Origin of the sequence: Herminiimonas contaminans, from assembly GCF_015645465.1 — a bacterium.
Classification (GTDB): domain Bacteria; phylum Pseudomonadota; class Gammaproteobacteria; order Burkholderiales; family Burkholderiaceae_D; genus Oxalicibacterium; species Oxalicibacterium contaminans.
Map to the genome: position 1 here is coordinate 240082 of NZ_JADOEL010000001.1, position 18222 is coordinate 258303.

An 18222-nucleotide genomic window follows, 5' to 3' on the forward strand; every position below is an offset into this window, starting at 1 on the left:
AACTTAGTCAGTGCAATCAGGCAGCGATGCCAAGGATGTCACAGGCTTTGCGCAAGTTGGCTTGCGCTTCTTCCAGTGTCGCTGCAACAAAGGTGATGTGACCCATCTTGCGCGCGCGACGTGCGGTGTCTTTGCCATACAGGTGCAAATTCGCACCCGGCAAAGCCAGCACTTTGTCCCATGCCGGCTCACGTGCTTCGTCGGAATCACCTTCGAACCAGATGTCGCCCAGGATGTTCAGCATCGCGGCTGGCGAGTGTTGACGTACGTCACCCAAAGGCAAACGCGCCATCGCCCGTGCCTGTTGTGCAAACTGGCTGGTGATGCAGGCGTCGATGGTGTAGTGACCGCTATTGTGCGGACGTGGTGCCATTTCATTGACGACCAGCGAACCATCGGTCAGCACGAAGAATTCTATGCACAGCACGCCGACATAACCGAGTTGTTCGATCACCGCCAATGTTGCTGCTTGTGCTTTCTCGGCAGAAGCCTTGGTAATGTTAGGACCTGGTACCGTGGTGGTGAACAGGATGCCGTTGCGATGGACGTTTTCCGCGATCGGATATACCACTGCCTTGCCGTCCGCGCCACGCGCAGCCAGCACCGAGATTTCATATGCCAGCGGCAGCATTTTTTCCAGCACGCAGGCCACGCCATTCATACCGGCATAGGCAGCGTGCAATTCTTCACGGGTCTTGACGCGGACCTGGCCTTTACCGTCGTAACCCATGCGTACCGTTTTCAGGATGCCGGGCAATAAATCATCAGGTACGGCATCAACATCAGCAGTTGAATTGATTTCTTTATGCGACGCCGGGAATACGCCCGAAGTCGTCGCGCATTCTATGAAGAAGCGCTTCTCTGCCATCCGGTCCTGTGCAATCGAAACACAATCGGCAGATGGTGCAACAAAGGTGCTCTCCGCCAGGAAAGCCAGGCTCTTGGCCGAGACGTTTTCAAATTCAGTCGTGACAGCTACGCATTGCGCTGCCAGCTTGCCCAGGGCTTCGCTATCGGTGTAATCGGCGCAATGCAAATAATCAGCCGCGTGGCTGGCCGGGCAATCGAGTGCCGGTTCCAGCACCGCGACCTTGAAGCCCATTTGTTGTGCGGCATGCGCAAACATACGGCCGAGCTGGCCACCACCCATGACACCCAGCCAGGTGCCAGGTGTTGCGGATGGATTCAAAGGCGGGAGTTGTTTCGGTGTGCTCATGTCGGCAGGGTCATTTCTACGGCGATTTGCGTTTGTTTGGCGCGGAATTCTTGCAGGCTGGCAGCCAGTTTGTCATCAGTGGTGGCGAGGATGGCGATTGCCGCCAGCGCAGCATTCGCCGCACCTGCTTCACCGATCGCAAAGGTCGAAACCGGGATGCCTTTCGGCATTTGCACGATGGACAGCAGGGAGTCTTCACCACGCAGGTATTTGGAAGGTACCGGCACACCGAGCACGGGCACGATGGTTTTGGCTGCAACCATGCCCGGCAAGTGCGCAGCACCGCCAGCACCAGCGATGATGGCACGCAAGCCGCGGCTGCGTGCCGACTCGGCATAGGCAAACATTTGATCCGGCATGCGATGCGCAGAAATTACCTGCGCTTCATGTGCAATACCAAAATCCTTCAGGATCGCGACTGCGTGCTGCATCACATCCCAGTCAGATGAAGAGCCCATGATCACGCCAACTACTGGCTTGGTTGTCAATGCGTCTGCCATATCAGCCTTTCAGTTCTTGACCAGTCAAACGGGTCAGTGCTTCGCGATACTTGGCACCGGTTTTTTCGATGACGTCAGCAGGCAATGCTGGTGCTGGCGCGGTCTTTTTCCACTCGGTCAGTGTTTCCAGGTAATCACGCACGAATTGCTTGTCGAACGATGGTGGCGAGATGCCGGTAGCATACGAATCAGCAGGCCAGAAACGCGACGAGTCAGCGGTCAGCACTTCATCCATCAGGTGCAGGGTACCGTCTTTATCCAGGCCGAATTCAAATTTGGTGTCGGCAATGATGATGCCGCGTGTAGCTGCATAGTCAGCAGCAGTTTTGTACAGCTTGATGCTGACGTCACGGATTTTGTTGGCCAGTTCTTTGCCTATGCGTTGTTCCATATCAGCGAAAGTGATGTTTTCATCGTGCTCACCCATCTCGGCTTTCGCTGCCGGTGTGAAGATCGGTTCAGGCAGTTTTTCTGCCTGCTTCAGACCTGCTGGCAAAGCCACACCGCAAACTGCACCGCTCGCTTTGTAATCGTTCCAGCCGGAACCGATCAGGTAACCGCGCACAACGGCTTCCACCAGTATCGGTTGCAGACGCTTGGCGACCACTGCACGATTCTTTACTTGTGCCACTTCGTCTGGTGCCACCACGGATTCAGGTGCAATGCCTGTCAAATGATTAGGCACGATATCTTTCAGTTTCTCGAACCAGAAGTCAGACATCTGATTCAGCACCTGACCTTTGGTTGGAATCGGTTCATTCATCACCACGTCGAATGCGGACAAACGATCACTGGTAACGATCAGAATTTTGTCGTCGCCTACCGCGTAGTTTTCGCGCACTTTGCCGCGACCGAGTAAAGGCAGTGATGTGATGGTGGATTGATACAGACTAGTCATGACGTTTCCATAAATCTGAAACGGCGATTCCAAGAATCGCCGAAGGTGGGTATGCACTACCAAATAATTGCAGCAAACAAATTGCTGCGGACACTTTACTGAATGATTTGCGCCAGTTCGCCTTTTTTGTACTTCTCTGCGATTTTGTCCAAAGGCAGTGGCTTGATCTTGGCAGCCTGTCCTTCGCAACCAAATGCCAGGAAGCGTGCCTTACATACTTGCTTGGCCGCTTCACGTGCTGGTTTCAGGTAATCGCGCGGATCGAACTTGGATGGGTTCTCGATGAAGTAACGACGGATCGCACCGGTCATCGCAAGACGGATATCGGTATCAATATTGATCTTGCGCACGCCGTTCTTGATGCCTTCCTGGATTTCTTCTACTGGTACGCCGTAGGTTTCTTTCATGTCACCGCCGAATTCGCGGATTTCCGCCAGCAATTCTTGCGGTACCGAAGACGAACCGTGCATCACCAGATGGGTGTTAGGAATGCGGGTGTGGATTTCGCGGATACGTTCGATCGCCAGGATGTCGCCGGTAGGCTTCTTGGTGAATTTGTATGCGCCGTGCGAAGTACCGATAGCGATAGCGAGCGCGTCACATTGGGTTTTTTTGACGAAGTCTGCTGCCTGCTCAACGTCAGTCAACAATTGTTCGCGTGTCATTTTGCCGTCAGCGCCGTGACCGTCTTCCTTGTCGCCCATCATGGTTTCCAGCGAACCGAGCACACCCAGTTCTGCTTCTACCGTGACGCCGATCGCGTGCGAGAACTCGACAACCTTGCGCGATACTTCAACGTTGTATTCGTAACTGGCAACTGATTTGCCATCTTCGTTCAGGGAACCGTCCATCATCACCGAGGTGAAACCGGAACGGATCGCCGCCATACAGACTGCTGGCGACTGGCCGTGATCCTGGTGCATGACGACGGGAATATGTGGGTACGCTTCGACTGCTGCTTCAATCAAGTGACGCAGGAATGGTTCACCCGCGTATTTGCGTGCGCCAGCGGATGCTTGCATGATTACCGGTGCGCCGACTTCATTCGCCGCTTCCATGATGGCCGTGACCTGTTCAAGGTTGTTGACGTTGAACGCAGGCAGACCGTAGCCGTTTTCGGCTGCGTGGTCGAGTAATTGACGCATGGATACGAGAGGCATGGTAATTCTCCAAAATCAGTAAAAGGTTCAACAGTAGTTCGATACTGCTGCAATTTTCTTTAAAAACAATCAGCGGAAGGCACGCAAGGAATCGCGTGCTTCCGTTTGCTGCATTCAGCTTTGTGCGCGCTGTTCCAGAATAGCGACCGCAGGCAAGGCTTTACCTTCGAGGAATTCGAGGAAGGCACCGCCGCCAGTCGAGATATAGCCTATCTTGTCAGCGATATCGTACTTGGCAATCGCCGCCAGGGTATCGCCGCCACCAGCCACTGAAAAGCCCTTGGATTCCGCAATCGCGTAAGCCAGGGTTTTAGTACCGTTGGCGAACTGGTCGAATTCAAATACGCCGACCGGACCGTTCCAGACGATGGTGCCAGCCTGCGCAATTTGTTTGGCCAGCAAGTCGGCTGTTTTCGGGCCGATGTCGAGGATCATGTCGTCATCCGCTACATCAGCGACATCCTTGACGGTCGCTGCTGCGGTCGGCGCAAATTCTTTCGCGCACACGACGTCGACCGGAATAGGTACCGATGCACCGCGTTTAGCCATCATGTCTATGATGGCTTTGGCGTCACCGACCAGATCCGCTTCGGCCAGCGACTTGCCAATTTTCAGACCGGCAGCCAGCATGAAGGTATTCGCAATACCACCGCCGACGATCAGGTTATCAACCTTATCCGCCAGCGTTTTCAGGATAGTCAGTTTGGTCGAAACCTTGGAACCGGCAACGATGGCAACCAATGGGCTGGCCGGTGCAAACAAGGCTTTGCCCAATGCATCCAGTTCGGCTGCCAGCAAAGGACCCGCGCAGGCTACCGGTGCGTACTTGGCGATGCCATGTGTCGTTGCTTCCGCGCGATGGGCGGTACCGAATGCATCATTGACGTAGACATCGCACAGCGCTGCAATCTTTTGCGCCAGTGCATCGTCGTTCTTTTTCTCGCCTTTATTGACGCGGCAGTTTTCCAGCAAGACCACCTGGCCCGGCGCAACATCAACGCCGTCTACCCAGTTTTGCTTCAAGGCCACGGGTTGTCCCAGCAATTCGGACAAACGTTGCGCAATCGGCGCCAGGGTATCGGCAGGTTTGAATTCGCCTTCGACCGGACGTCCCAAATGCGACGTTACCATGACCGCGGCACCTGCCTGCAAGGCCTGCTGTATCGCCGGCACCGAAGCGCGGATACGCGTGTCCTCGGCAATATTGCCCGTGCTGTCTTGCGGTACGTTGAGATCGGCACGGATAAAAACGCGCTTGCCCTGCAGTTCACCACGCGCGATCAGGTCGCTCAATCTTTTAAATTGCATGTGCTCGTAAATTGGAGGGTTAAAGATGAAAAATCAGAAAGACCGCTATTTTACCGCACCAGATGCCGCAAAAACCTTGGTTTTATGCCTAGTTTCAGCTTGAAAAAGGGCAAAAAAGGCAATCCGGACGGAAATCAGAGGCCGCATATTAAGGAAATTACCGCGATGCAGCAAATCCCCGGGTTAGAAGCACCCACTCCAAATTGATTCAATTTTTATAACAAAAAATGTTTTCAGCACTATCCGCACGGTTCAAGCGATCTCAATACGCACGCAAAATCACAATATTTCGCGCAAGAATGCCCTTGATCATTCTTTCTCGATAGCCGAATCCGTTAAAATCGAGATCTTGCACAATTACTGGAGATCCCGAAATGTCGATGTCTGATCGCGACGGCAAAATTTGGAAAGACGGCAAATTAATCGACTGGCGCGATGCAACCGTTCATGTATTGACCCATACACTGCACTACGGCATGGGTGTGTTTGAAGGCGTGCGCGCTTATAAAACCGACAAAGGCACGGCGATCTTCCGCCTGCGCGAACATACAGAACGGCTGTTTAATTCCGCCAAGATTTTTCAGCTGAAAATTCCATTTGATCTGGAAACAGTAATGGAAGCGCAATTGCAAGTGGTCCGCGAAAACAAGCTGGAAACCTGCTATCTGCGTCCATTGGTCTGGATCGGCGATGAAAAACTCGGCATCTCCGCCAAAGGCAATACCATCCATGTCGCGATCGCAGCGTGGCCGTGGGGCGCTTATCTGGGCGAAGACGGCCTGAACAAAGGTATACGCGTCAAAACCTCGTCGTTCACCCGTCACCATGTCAATGTCTCGCTGGTACGCGCCAAGGCTTGCGGTTACTACATCAACTCCATCCTGGCGAACCAGGAAGCGCTGACCGACGGTTACGACGAGGCATTGTTGCTGGACACCGACGGTTATGTCTCCGAAGGCTCCGGCGAAAACGTGTTCATCGTCAAGAACGGCAAACTCTATACACCAGACCTGGCATCCTGCCTCGACGGCATCACCCGCGACGCAGTGCTGACGATGGCACGTGACCTCGGTATCGAAGTCATCGAAAAACGCATCACCCGTGACGAAATGTATTGCTGCGACGAAGCCTTCTTTACCGGCACCGCAGCAGAAGTCACACCGATACGCGAACTCGACAACCGCCAGATCGGCGACGGCAAGCGCGGCCCGGTCACAACCCAACTGCAATCGCTGTTCTTTGATGTGGTCGCTGGTAAAGCGCCGCAATACAGCCATTGGCTGACTATCGTTTAAATATATAAGCAAGCATCAAGACTACAACCTAGTAATTCGGAGAATGAAATGACAGAAGCAAGCAAGGGCACATCCGCAATCGAACTGGACGGCAAGGATTTGCCAGCCTACTGCCCTAACCCGGCGATGCCGGCCTGGAGCTCGCATCCACGCGTGTTCCTGGAGTTGTCCCACGGCAGTGAAGCAAAATGTCCGTACTGCGGCACCGTATATCGCCTGAAACCAGGTGCAGTCGTACACCACCACTAAGACCATCATGCCCAAAGCCCGCAAACAGTTCGGTACCGCAGACGACATCGAAGTCGCACTTTACGATGCTATCGGCCGTGCCGATCTGGATGCACTCATGGCTTTATGGGCAGACGATGAAGAAATCGTCTGCATCCACCCTGACGGCACGCGCTTGATCGGCTACGCCGCCATCCGTGCCTCATGGGAGGAAATCTTCACCCGCGGCGGTGTACATATCCGCCCGACCCAGCTGCATACTTCACAGAACACCATGAATGCCGTGCACAATCTGATCGAAGCCGTCAACACGACAGACGACCGCGACATTCACATCATCGCCACCAATGTGTATATCAAAACGCCGGTGGGCTGGCGCATCGTGCTGCATCACGCTTCCATCGCACCCGGCAAACCGCGCGCCGAACTCGCACACAGCAGCAATGTGCTGCACTGATTGCAGTGCTTGTCACCAGGTAAGCAAGCCACCTTCGTGCCGTGCATGACGCCTCAGAATTTCCAGGACTAAGCCAGTAATGAACTATCCCGCTCCATGCTGGCTGCCCGGCGGCCATCTGCAAACCATCTATCCAGCCAAGTTCATCAACAAACCTGAAGTCAGCTACCGGCGTGAACGCTGGGATACGCCCGACGCTGACTTCATCGATCTGGATTTTGTCGACGGGCGTAAAAACCTGCCTTTCATTGTGCTGTTCCACGGGCTGGAAGGCTCGTCCAACAGCCACTACGCACGCGCCTTGATGGCGCACATCAGCGGTCTAGGCTGGTCGGGAGCGGTGGTGCACTTCCGTGGTTGTTCGGGTGAATTGAATCGCGCACCGCGCTTCTATCACTCCGGCGATGCACCGGAAATCAACTGGATACTGCAACGCCTGGTGCCGTATGCACGCGCACGCGGTGCGGGCAAGTTCTATGCAACCGGTGTTTCGCTCGGCGCAAATGCGCTGTTGCGCTGGATGGGCGAATCGCAACATCAGGCCGAAATCGTCGACGCCGCTTGCGCAGTGTCCGCACCACTCGATCTGGCTGGTGGCGGCGGTGCGCTATCGCGCGGTTTCAATATGATTTACACGCGCGTCTTCCTCGAAACACTGAAGCCGAAATGCGTGGCCAAGCTGGCACAATTCCCTGACCTCTTTAATCGCGATGCCATGCTGCAATCGCGTGACCTGTACGCCTTCGACAATATAGTGACAGCACCGCTGCATGGTTACCTCAACACCGAAGACTACTGGCAGCGCGCCAGTGCCAAGCACGTATTGAAAGACATCACCGTGCCGACACTGGTACTGAATGCGCGCAACGATCCTTTCCTGCCCGCAAAATATTTACCATCCAAAGCATCAGATAAAGTCACGCTGGAATATCCGGCACATGGCGGGCATGTCGGCTTTGCCGTCGGCACTATACCGGGTAAATTGAACTGGCTGCCACAACGTATGGTCAGATTCCTCGAAGGTACAGCCGCCTGAGGAGGTGGAATGGATGCAATCGTTGCACAAGCTTTGGCCAAGTGGCCCAATGTCCCGCATTGCTACGGCTGGCTGGCACTCGATGCGCGTGGCAACTGGCGCATGCGCAATGAGGCGGCACAAGCACAGCAACTACCGGGCGACAAAATCGCCCATCCCGCTTTAATCAGCTTCATACAGCGCAACTACGCTTGCGACACGCAAGGTCGCTACTATTTTCAGAACGGCCCGCAACGCGTGTATGTCGATCTCGAAATCGCGCCATATATTGCGCACACTGATCCCGCTCATGGTTTTGTCCTGCATACAGGTGAGCCGCCGAACAATATCAGTGCTGCTTATCTCAGTGCTACGGGAAGATTATTTCTGCATGGCGATGATAAATTTGCCGCGCTGGACGACCGGGATATGGCTTTGTGCTTACCGCAGATTGAACTCGGGAATCTCCCGATTAAGGATGAGGAATTGCTGGCTTGGCTGGCAAGTGAAGGAAAGACCGGCGCTTTAAGTTTGCAAACAAACTCAGGCAACATCAGTCTGCAGTACATCAAGGATGATGAGCCAGCTACTCGCTTCGGTTTCATACTTCAGCCGCGCACGGCAGATTGAGTGCCGCCAGCCAGCAGTTCGATAACTATCCGGTATAGCCTTCTTTTTCCTGGCGTATTTCTTCCAGGCGCTGCGCTTTAATCTCACGTTCACGTGCATCGATAATCGACTGATCGTAGAACGAGGCATCGGGTGCTTTGCGTGCAATAGACAACTGATCCAGTGCCGCCGAGAGACTGCCGTTCAACGCATACGATTCAGCCAAAGCGAGATGCTGCTGCGCCTGCATCTTCAATGCCGCATAGACTTTGGCTAGACGCTCATACAGCTGTGGCTCCTGCCGATACAACTGTGTCTGGTCACGCAAATAAGTCGCAGCATCTTCATAACGCCCGGCCGCAAACAGTGCATCCGCATACTGCAATGCGATGCCGCGCGAAATTGGGAATTGTGCACGCGCCGCGTCCGCTTCCTGCACTGCTTCGCGTGGCTGATGCGCTGCCAGCTTGATCTCGATAGCGAGGCTGGACAGCACTGCGCTCTTGGAACTCGGCGAGCCATTATTCAAGGCAGCACGAGCATCGTTCAACAGGCTTTGTGCTTTAGCAGGATTCCCCTGCCGCAGGGCAATCACAGCCAAACCATATTTACCAGCCACTATCGCGGTCCGTGTTTTCAGCTGTAACTGACGTTCAAACGCGGATGCTGCATCGATCAAACCTTGATGACTGGGATCTTGCAAGACTTTCACACGCGCCTGTATCAAAGGGAAATCGAGACTATCCACATGTTGCCGGTAACGCAAATCACGGGTGCGCGCCTGAATATCGGCGATACGTTCCGTCGTCATCGGGTGTGAACGCAGGTAAGGCGGCGCGTTGTCGCTATAGTTGCGGCTGGCGGTTTGCAAACGGCCAAAGAAATTGATCATGCCGGTGGTTTCAAAACCTGCTTCGCGCATGATATCGAGCCCGACCCTATCGGCTTCACGTTCGGCTTCGCGGCTGAAATTGAGCTGACGCTGTATCGCCAGCCCTTGCCCACCCATAATCATCGCCATCCCCGCATCCGGACTGGAACTGATGGCCAACGCACCCAACACCATGGCCGCCAGCGGAATCAACATGTCCTGCTTTTGCTTGCCTAGCATACGGGCAATATGACGCTGCGCCACGTGGCCTATCTCATGCGCCATCACCGAGGCCAGCTCGGACTCATTCTGCGCCGCCAACACCAGTGCAGAATGCACACCTATGAAACCTCCCGGCAAGGCGAACGCGTTGAGCATGGGATCGCGTACCGCAAAGAAAAAGAAATCGTATTGCGCCTCGCCGCGCGCCTCAGGGCGCACGGTCAGCAGGCTGGCGCCCAGATTATTCAAATATTCTTGCAACGGAGCATCGCTCAGATAATCACGATTACGCTTGATCTCGCGCATGATCTGTTCACCCAGCTTGCGCTCCATCAACGGTGACAAAGCCTCGCGTTCGGTATCACCCAGGCTGGGCAGCGATTGCGCGTGCACGGGCGCGACCAATCCCGGCATGCTCACGCATGCCAACAAGCCCGCCATAGCCAGCGAGCGCAGCCATGGTCGCGGTGAGGAAATAGCAGAAGGAATAATGAATTTCAGTTTCACGATGCTATGATACCTGCTCATTGCAAACGTTCCACCTCTGGCGCTTCCCCGCCCTTTTGTCACCATGACTACAAATAAAGACAACACAGCCGCCAACGACGGCCTGACCCATTTCGATGCCACCGGCCAGGCGCATATGGTCGATGTCGGCAGCAAAAATGAAACCCACCGCATCGCAATAGCCAGCGGCATCATCCGCATGAAAGCAGAAACGCTGGCAATCATTACTTCGGGCACTGCAAAAAAAGGCGATGTACTGGGCATCGCACGCATCGCCGCCATCATGGGTGCCAAGCGCACCAGCGACCTGATCCCGCTATGCCACCCGCTCGCCCTGACCCGTGTCACGGTTGATTTCGCGGTCAACGAAGCGAACTCCAGTGTTACTTGTACTGCGCAAGTTGAAACCTTCGGCAAAACCGGGGTGGAGATGGAAGCACTGACCGCCGTACAAATCGGTTTGTTGACGATTTACGATATGTGCAAGGCGGTGGATAGAGGGATGGTGATGTCTGACGTCCGGGTGGAGGAAAAACATGGTGGGAAGTCGGGGAGCTGGTCGACTACTGATGGTAGCCTTAGCACACCGTAAACAATGGATTAATCAGGGCAAGCGCCGATTTCTGTGCCCTGCTTAACGGATTTGTGCGTAGCACTTTTCTTATCCAGATCACCAAGTTTCAGTTTTGCAATGCGGTTACCCAAAGCCAGACTGGTCGCATACGCATTTCTGGCTTGCTCAAAACATCCTTGCTCTTCAAGAATAAAACCCCGCGCGTACATTGCGGCTGCATTATTAGGGTCAAGCGATAGTGAGTAATCAACATCGGCGAGCGCTTCTTTATTCTGTTTTAGAAACGAGTAAGCCAGACCGCGATTATAGTAAGCATACGGAAACGTAGGATTTCGCTGAATCATCAAGGAATAGTCCGCAATTGCTTCCGCATATTTTTTCTCTGCCAAATACGCATTGCCTCGGTTATAAAAAATTCGATCGCTACCCACAAGCTCCGTTGACGTCAACTTTTGTGCAGCATCTTTCCATAGTGCGCTTTCGTCAGAAAAGCTATGCAGACGATCTCGCGCCAACAAAAAACAAATAATCAACAATGGTGTTGCTGCAATCATTAACCAACGGCTCGAAAAATGTGCACATACGGCCACCAGCATGATGAAGTAGCCCGGTGCCCATAAATAACTTCTGTATAAAACAAATGGCTCCTGAAAACGCACCGCGGCCAATTCTGTCAAAAAAAGAAACCAGCTATACAAAAATCCACAGCAAAATAGCGCAATCAGCCCCTTTTTCCGCAAAAAATAAATAGCAATCAACGGCGATAAAAAAAAGAGAATCGCCTTCAGATAAGTTGTCCACGAAAACCAGATGTCGACGAAATCAAACCGCATATCCGCCGAAAGCACCCTCACGTCGGGCACTATCCAATAAAAGAAATAGTCAAAAAAGAAACCCGCCTGCATTAATATACTGACCAGCCACCTCCCCCAAGGCTGATCCAGTATTGCCGTCTCATGTTGCAACACAACGGCCTTATTCATCTGCGCCACCATCGCCCCGACGGACGGCTCATAACTGGTTGCGACGACTTGTGTCGTCATAGACAAGACCAGCCATGCGGCAGGAAAACACAACACAAGATAAAGCGAAATCCGCTTGTAAATTGAACCGAAATTCCGTTGATACAAAGCGGTCAGAAATATTCCTGTCAAAGGCAACATGATTGCATGCTGTTTGGAAAAAATAGCCATCGAGTAAAACAACGCGGCAGTGAACAAATCCGCCACTCTATTTTTCTCGAATGCCCGTCGATAAAACCAAAGTGAAAGAAGAGAGAACAGTGTTGCAAATAGAATCGTACGTTGGGCGAGATAGGCAACACCGTAAACAGCAATCGGATGAATTGTAAAAATGCAGGCACACAAGCCTGCAAGCAGCTGCGCACGTGCCGGATCTGGGCCGATGTCTATATGCTGGAAGTTTGACTCCCTTATAGCCTGCTGCAATAAATCTCTTAACAGAAGAAATAGCGTGAAGGCACAAGCCAAATGCAGAGTGATGCTGAAAATGCGATTTACTTCGATACTTCCACTTAAGACGTGAATCAGTCCAAGCGTAAAATAGGGAAATGTTCGAGGCTGAAGATTAAACGGTAGCTGCGCGCTGTCATAGACCATCATGCTTGTGAACAAGCCATGATCGTCGAATACCAGACCGTTACCAAGAAAGGGGAAATAAAGCGTGGTGGCTAGTATGGTTATGCATAGCAAAACCAAAATTGGAAACACCTTACGGTTATACATACATTAAGGCGCTCTATTGATATTCATATTGAATGAAGCTATGCGCGAGTGACGAATAGCCTTTCAGAAAAATAAACTCATCATAAACAATGCTGATCTGATAAGTATTTTTTGAGTAAGCGAGCGGTGTATCGTTCTGAAGTTACTCTGATACTCCAACCACATTCTCGTTCGCGACATTTTTGATTGAGCGAAGTCACCATGTGCTGACATAGACACGGCGACAAGACTTGTAATTTCTTGATTCTTGTACCACAAACCAGCGTAATTCATATTGCCGGTGCGTACGAAGTTGCTCTGCCACGTATTTACATACTCGTTTCAATAAAAAATGCCGTTCAATTTTAAATTGAACGGCATCACTCATTGCGCTTTTAACAAAAAAGACTATAAATTAGCAACTCGCACCTACCGTACCAAATACTTTAGTCATAAGCGCAGTAGTTTTGGTTGTCTTCGTATAGGAGCAAGCGATTGTCCAGGTTATGCCCGTATCTGCAACTTGAGGAGCAAATGTAACGGTACTGGTATCGAAAGGCGAGCCTATATTTGCGAGGGTTGTCTCAATTCCTCCTGCAGAATTAACCGTTACGCCACTAACTTCAGTAATCAAGGCCACACTTGCAATGCCCAAGCTCGACAAACTAGGGGATGGAGTACCGTTATTATTTTGCATGTATTCAGCTTGAGCGAGCTTAATTGAATCAACAACAGTATTGACTTTCGCCAACTTCGCACGTGTCACATAATCCTGATACTGTGGAATCGCCACTGCCGCCAAAATACCAATAATCGCCACAACGATCATCAATTCGATCAGCGTAAAACCGCTTTGTGCTTTCTTCATCATTTTCATCGATTTCATTTTTTTCTCCTGGTTTGGGAATACAGGTAGCTTTTCCACCCTGGCAGACATACAGCAATCGCTGTGCCACCCCAAATTCAGCCCAAACTTGCGGAATTGTCACAATTATTTAACGAAAAGTAACAATTTTGGTTAGAGCCGCGCCAAAATTTGTCACATGGTGCGATAAATTTTGTCTTGCGGCAGTGCAGCGACGCAGGAATACGTCAGACCTCATGCAGAAAAACGATGTCAGTACCCGACAGGTGGATTTGGTCGCCATTGTTCAGGCTCTGGGTCAGCATGCCTATCGATGCCCCGTTGACCACTGGATAATCTTCGCCTTCAACATGGGTCAGGCTATAGCCTTGCGGGCCTATCGCGAATACGGCGACATGCCGGCCCGGGCGACCTATGGTCGTCAGGACCTTGTTCAAGACCACTTCCTTGCCCGCACTGGCTCCGTTGAGGATTTTGATTACAGCTGTTGTACTCATGATTGCTTCTATTGAATCGCGATACGATGGTTCGGTAATTTGCTGGATATCGCCCAGATCTTCCATGCCACTTATATTGTCAGCCAATACCATGATGGAATCGTCCATGCTGGCAGTCGCGCAATACTGAATGGTATGCGTAGCAAGTGCAATCACATCACTGTCTTCCAGCAAATGTTTCGTGACGACCCTGCCGTTAATCTGGCTGCCATTGGTACTGCCCAGGTCTTCAAAATAACATCCGACCGGATGTGAAATGATCACCGCATGTTCAGCGCTGATTCCGGCCGCATCTATGACGATGTCGTTATAGGAACGCCGGCCTATGCTGGTGCGCTCTTTCAACAACGGGAATTCCTGCAAGGCGATACCGTCTTTTGCCAAAATAATCGTAGGCATTATTACTTTCCAGCTTTCTTCTTGCTTATCTGTTTACACCTGTTCAGGCGGGTTCAAGGACCACACTATCAATATCTATGCCAAGTCAGGACTTGAAGCTGGCTGCCAGACGTTCCCACCACGCTTTAGGCGCGGGCATGCTTGATACAACCTGGACCAGGATGACGGAAATGTTATCGCGCCCGCCATTGTCATTTGCCGCTTGCACCAGCGAACTACATAATAATTCAAGATCCGTATCGTTATCAGCCAGCATCGCGCTCATCTGTTCACTACCCAACATGTCGGACAGACCATCCGAGCACAGCAAGTAGATATCGCCGCCCTCGGTCTGGTAATCATGCACTTCTACATCAACTTGCGCAGCCACTCCTAACGCACGCGTAATCAGGTTCTTATTCGGTGCGAAACGTGCCCACTCCGGACTTACCAGTCCGGCATCGATCTGTTCCTGCAGTTGCGAATGATCGCGAGTGATTTGTGTCAGTTGTCCCCGCCGGAAACGATAGGCCCGGGAATCGCCGACGTGTGCGACAACAACCCGGTCATGATGGAATAAAGCAGCGACCAGTGTCGTACCCATGCCGCTGTACTGCGGCTGGATGCGTGCCACCTCAAGTATCTGCTCATTAGCAGCGCTGACTGAGTCCACTACCAGTCGCTGCAAAGACTTGCTGCTGGTGGCACGGCCTTTTTCCTGCACTTGCTGTAATTGCTGTTCCAGCGCGGCGCGGAAAACGGTAGTCGCGATGCCGCTGGCAATTTCGCCAGCGTTGTAACCGCCCATACCATCAGCCAAAACGACTGCTTTGTGTACCTCACTGATTTCCACCGCATCTTCATTATGCGCACGCACCAAACCCGTATCGGTTTTGGCGGCGAATTGAAGCTCGACGGAATACGTCATAAAGATGGCAGATTAGCGGCTGGGTTTTAGGCGGTGAAAGTACGAATTACTCTTCTACAGGCGAACTTACATTCCTGACAGGAACAGATCATATCCTGCTTTCAGGCCAAAAATGGACGTTTACCGCTATCCGGCCACAGTCAACGCAATAAAACTGTCTTGCTTACCGCATACCAGGAAGCCGTCGTTTAAATCGGCCGGCTGTAGTCGCCTGCCCGGGAATGCGCCTCTATAATGGCAGGCATGCACAGATCGGGGCGCAACGACGCATCCGCTATTCAGGTTTTTATCAAGGAGAAGATGCCGCCACAGCGGGCATCAATAATTAAATATGACCACAGTTATCTATACGCACGACGCCTGCCTGGAACACAAACCTGGCTCCGGACATCCTGAATCTCCGGAGCGTTTGAAGGCTGTCCTGCGCGCCTTGCGCGTACCGGAATTCGCTGCGGCAGAGTGGCGCGAAGCGCCTATGGGCACACGTGAACAGGTGTTACTCATCCATACCGAAGACTTTGTGCTCGACGTCGAAGACGCTTCCCCCTACCGCGGCACCATGCCGCTGGATGGCGGCGATACCGTCATGTCGCCCGGCTCGCTGGAAGCAGTCATGCGTTGTGTCGGTGCTGCCTGCGCCGGCGTAGACCTGGTGCTGGACAATGAAGCGCATAACGTCTTCTGCGCCACCCGCCCATGTGGCCACCACGCCGAACCTAGCCGCGCAATGGGTTTCTGCATTTTCAATCAGGCGGCGATTGCTGCGGCCTATGCCTACGAAGTACACAAGCTGGAACGCGTAGCCGTCATCGATTTCGACGTCCATCACGGTAACGGTACGCAAGCAGCGTTTTATGACCGGCCGGAATTGTTCTATGCATCCAGCCATCAGTCACATTTCTATCCGGGTACCGGCCTCGAAAAGGAAACCGGCGTGTCGCACAATATCGTCAACGTGCCGCTGCCACGCGGTTGTGATTCGGCCTTGTTCCGCGAACAGACTGCAGCAAAAATGCTGCCCGCTATCCGTGCCTTCAATCCCGAACTGATCATTATTTCAGCCGGCTTTGACGCGCATCACCTGGATCCGCTGGCAGGTCTGAAGTTGCAGGATGATGACTTTGACTGGGTTACACGTGAATTGATGAAAATCGCTGACGAAACCTGCGCAGGACGCATCGTTTCTATACTGGAAGGTGGTTACAGCCTGGAAGGTTTGGCTTCAAGCACGGCAGTGCATGTCAAAGCCCTGATGGATCACTAATCATGTCTGCCAGTCTGTGGTTCTTATAAACACAGACTGGCATTTCAATCTTCGTCTGTATTTGTTGCACGCATCGCAGCCTGTATCGCCCGATGCGAAAATCCGCGCTGCATCAAAAAACGCATCTGCTTGGCCCGCTCTTCCTGACTCGTTGCCACCGTGCCGAACTTGCGCTCCCACACTCCGCGTGCACGCGCAAACTCATCTGCTTCCAGATTCGCCTTGATGTCAGTCAGCGACTCCGGGGCTATGCCATGACTTTTTAATTCAGACATGATGCGGCTATTGCCGAAGCGAGCTGCACGTCTGTGTACCAGCGATTCGGAAAAGCGACTTTGCGAAAGAAACTTCGCTGCTTCCAGCGTATCGAGCAAGGCTTCGACGTCGTCGCCCTCTTGCGCATAGCGCGCCAGCTTGCGTCCCAACTCTTGCCGACTGTGTTCGCGTGCCGATAAATAGCGAAGCGCCCGCGCTTTCAGACTCACTTGCAGTTTTGCCATATGAGTCCTTCAGCGCGGGCGCTCGTTAATATCAAACTTTGAATCAAGTGCAGCGACGCTGTACCTTATTCAACTTCTTTCAGTTCTTTGGCTTCTTTGCTTTCCTTGGCCGAAGATTTCTTTGCAGCTGGCTCATCCGACTTGATCGGGCTCAATTCAGGCACCCCCAGCGAAGCACGTACCTTGTTTTCGATTTCGCGTGCCAGTTCCGGACGCTCTTTCAGGTAATTACGTGCATTGTCTTTACCCTGGCCGATGCGTTCGCCGTTGTAGCTATACCAGGCGCCCGACTTTTCAACGATTTTGGCATCGGCGCCCAAATCGAGGATTTCACCTTCACGCGATGTGCCTTCGCCATACAGAATGTCGAAGTGCGCTTCCTTGAATGGTGGAGCGATTTTATTTTTAACGACTTTGATCTTGGTTTCGTTACCTATCACTTCATCGCCAGATTTGATCGAACCGGTACGACGGATGTCCAGACGAACCGATGCGTAAAACTTCAATGCATTACCGCCGGTGGTGGTTTCAGGATTACCGAACATCACACCGATTTTCATACGAATCTGGTTAATGAAGATCACCAGCGTGTTGGTGCGATTGATACTACCGGTCAATTTACGCAATGCCTGCGACATCAGACGTGCTTGCAAACCTGGCAGGGAATCACCCATGTCGCCTTCAATTTCAGCGCGTGGTGTCAGTGCCGCGACCGAGTCAATAACGATCAGGTCGACGCCGCCCGAGCGTACCAGCGCGTCGCAGATTTCCAGTGCCTGTTCGCCGGTATCTGGTTGCGAAATCAGCAGCTCGGACAAATTGATACCCAGCTTCTGTGCGTAAGTCACGTCCAGTGCATGTTCTGCATCGATAAACGCACAAGTGCCACCCAGCTTTTGCATTTCTGCGATGGTTTGCAGGGTCAGCGTGGTTTTACCCGACGATTCAGGACCGTAGATTTCAACTACACGGCCACGTGGCAAGCCACCGACGCCGAGTGCGATATCCAGTCCGAGGGAGCCGGTAGATACAACCTGCACTTCTTCGACGACCGCGCCATCTTCCATGCGCATCACCGAACCTTTACCGAACTGCTTTTCAATTTGCGCTAGTGCAGCGGCGAGTGCTTTACTCTTGTCCGAGCTGGCAGCGATTTTTTTGTCGTCCATAAAGATTCTTTCGGCGGTTGGTTGTAACGAAACAGGG

The 18222-nt window shown here is 52.5% G+C and carries 19 protein-coding genes; 7 read left to right on the forward strand and 12 right to left on the reverse strand.

All coding sequences use genetic code 11. From position 1 onward, the window contains the following. Positions 1-16: 16 nt before the first annotated feature. The 5 genes from IXC47_RS01040 to IXC47_RS01060 form a co-directional block, all read right to left on the reverse strand. A complete protein-coding gene (locus IXC47_RS01040) occupies positions 17-1216 on the reverse strand; it encodes a 5-(carboxyamino)imidazole ribonucleotide synthase (RefSeq protein ID WP_175625083.1) in 1200 nt (399 codons plus the stop codon). After that, the gene (gene purE / locus IXC47_RS01045; protein WP_175625082.1) at positions 1213-1716 is read right to left on the reverse strand and encodes a 5-(carboxyamino)imidazole ribonucleotide mutase; all 504 of its coding nucleotides are present in this window, start codon (positions 1714-1716) and stop codon (positions 1213-1215) included. Before purE ends, IXC47_RS01040 begins: the two co-directional genes overlap by 4 nt. Position 1717: 1 nt before the next feature. After that, positions 1718-2614: a phosphoribosylaminoimidazolesuccinocarboxamide synthase gene (locus IXC47_RS01050; protein ID WP_175625081.1), complete on the reverse strand. Its 897-nt coding sequence runs from the start codon at positions 2612-2614 to the stop codon at positions 1718-1720. A 95-nt stretch (positions 2615-2709) separates the two neighbouring features. Next, positions 2710-3774 carry a class II fructose-bisphosphate aldolase gene (fba, locus tag IXC47_RS01055; protein WP_012080695.1) on the reverse strand — a complete coding sequence of 355 codons (1065 nt, stop codon included), beginning with the start codon at positions 3772-3774 and terminating at the stop codon, positions 2710-2712. 114 nt (positions 3775-3888) lie between these two features. After that, entirely contained in the window at positions 3889-5082 is a 1194-nt protein-coding gene (locus tag IXC47_RS01060; RefSeq protein ID WP_195874449.1) for a phosphoglycerate kinase, read from the reverse strand. 374 nt (positions 5083-5456) lie between these two features. Between IXC47_RS01060 and IXC47_RS01065 the strand changes: the two genes are divergently transcribed. The 5 genes from IXC47_RS01065 to IXC47_RS01085 all read left to right on the forward strand — a co-directional run bounded on the left by IXC47_RS01065 (position 5457) and on the right by IXC47_RS01085 (position 8707). After that, positions 5457-6377, forward strand: a complete 921-nt coding sequence (locus tag IXC47_RS01065) for a branched-chain amino acid transaminase (protein ID WP_175625079.1) — start codon at positions 5457-5459, stop codon at positions 6375-6377. A 48-nt stretch (positions 6378-6425) separates the two neighbouring features. Then, positions 6426-6626 (forward strand): zinc-finger domain-containing protein, encoded by a 201-nt coding sequence (locus IXC47_RS01070; RefSeq protein WP_195874450.1) that lies wholly within the window; start codon positions 6426-6428, stop codon positions 6624-6626. Between the two features lie 7 nt (positions 6627-6633). Further along, positions 6634-7062 carry a YybH family protein gene (locus IXC47_RS01075; RefSeq protein ID WP_175625077.1) on the forward strand — a complete coding sequence of 143 codons (429 nt, stop codon included), beginning with the start codon at positions 6634-6636 and terminating at the stop codon, positions 7060-7062. 79 nt (positions 7063-7141) lie between these two features. After that, entirely contained in the window at positions 7142-8098 is a 957-nt protein-coding gene (locus IXC47_RS01080; RefSeq protein WP_195874451.1) for a YheT family hydrolase, read from the forward strand. 9 nt (positions 8099-8107) lie between these two features. Next, positions 8108-8707, forward strand: coding sequence for a DUF2946 family protein (locus IXC47_RS01085; RefSeq protein ID WP_195874452.1), 600 nt, complete (start codon positions 8108-8110; stop codon positions 8705-8707). A 25-nt stretch (positions 8708-8732) separates the two neighbouring features. Here IXC47_RS01085 and IXC47_RS01090 read toward each other — a convergent pair whose 3' ends face one another. Then, positions 8733-10307, reverse strand: a complete 1575-nt coding sequence (locus IXC47_RS01090; RefSeq protein WP_195874453.1) for a M48 family metalloprotease — start codon at positions 10305-10307, stop codon at positions 8733-8735. Positions 10308-10350: 43 nt separating this feature from the next. Here IXC47_RS01090 and moaC point away from each other — a divergent pair, with 43 nt between their 5' ends. Continuing rightward, positions 10351-10878 carry a cyclic pyranopterin monophosphate synthase MoaC gene (gene moaC / locus IXC47_RS01095; protein WP_195874454.1) on the forward strand — a complete coding sequence of 176 codons (528 nt, stop codon included), beginning with the start codon at positions 10351-10353 and terminating at the stop codon, positions 10876-10878. An 8-nt stretch (positions 10879-10886) separates the two neighbouring features. On the opposite strand, the gene IXC47_RS01100 is transcribed toward moaC, so the two are convergent. The 4 genes from IXC47_RS01100 to IXC47_RS01115 all read right to left on the reverse strand — a co-directional run bounded on the left by IXC47_RS01100 (position 10887) and on the right by IXC47_RS01115 (position 15252). Further along, a complete protein-coding gene (locus tag IXC47_RS01100) occupies positions 10887-12605 on the reverse strand; it encodes a tetratricopeptide repeat protein (RefSeq protein WP_195874455.1) in 1719 nt (572 codons plus the stop codon). 394 nt (positions 12606-12999) lie between these two features. Continuing rightward, positions 13000-13461, reverse strand: coding sequence for a pilin (locus IXC47_RS01105; protein WP_407651066.1), 462 nt, complete (start codon positions 13459-13461; stop codon positions 13000-13002). Between the two features lie 215 nt (positions 13462-13676). Beyond that, complete coding sequence (locus IXC47_RS01110; RefSeq protein WP_195874457.1) at positions 13677-14345, reverse strand: FHA domain-containing protein; 669 nt, start codon at positions 14343-14345, stop codon at positions 13677-13679. Positions 14346-14430: 85 nt separating this feature from the next. Then, positions 14431-15252, reverse strand: coding sequence for a Stp1/IreP family PP2C-type Ser/Thr phosphatase (locus IXC47_RS01115; protein WP_195874458.1), 822 nt, complete (start codon positions 15250-15252; stop codon positions 14431-14433). A gap of 331 nt (positions 15253-15583) precedes the next feature. Here IXC47_RS01115 and IXC47_RS01120 point away from each other — a divergent pair, with 331 nt between their 5' ends. Then, positions 15584-16516, forward strand: coding sequence for a histone deacetylase family protein (locus tag IXC47_RS01120; RefSeq protein WP_175625069.1), 933 nt, complete (start codon positions 15584-15586; stop codon positions 16514-16516). 44 nt (positions 16517-16560) lie between these two features. Here IXC47_RS01120 and recX read toward each other — a convergent pair whose 3' ends face one another. Together recX and recA are read right to left on the reverse strand one after the other, a co-directional pair. Continuing rightward, positions 16561-17016, reverse strand: coding sequence for a recombination regulator RecX (gene recX, locus IXC47_RS01125; RefSeq protein WP_195874459.1), 456 nt, complete (start codon positions 17014-17016; stop codon positions 16561-16563). A gap of 65 nt (positions 17017-17081) precedes the next feature. Beyond that, complete coding sequence (recA, locus tag IXC47_RS01130) at positions 17082-18185, reverse strand: recombinase RecA (RefSeq protein WP_195874460.1); 1104 nt, start codon at positions 18183-18185, stop codon at positions 17082-17084. Positions 18186-18222: the final 37 nt, after the last annotated feature.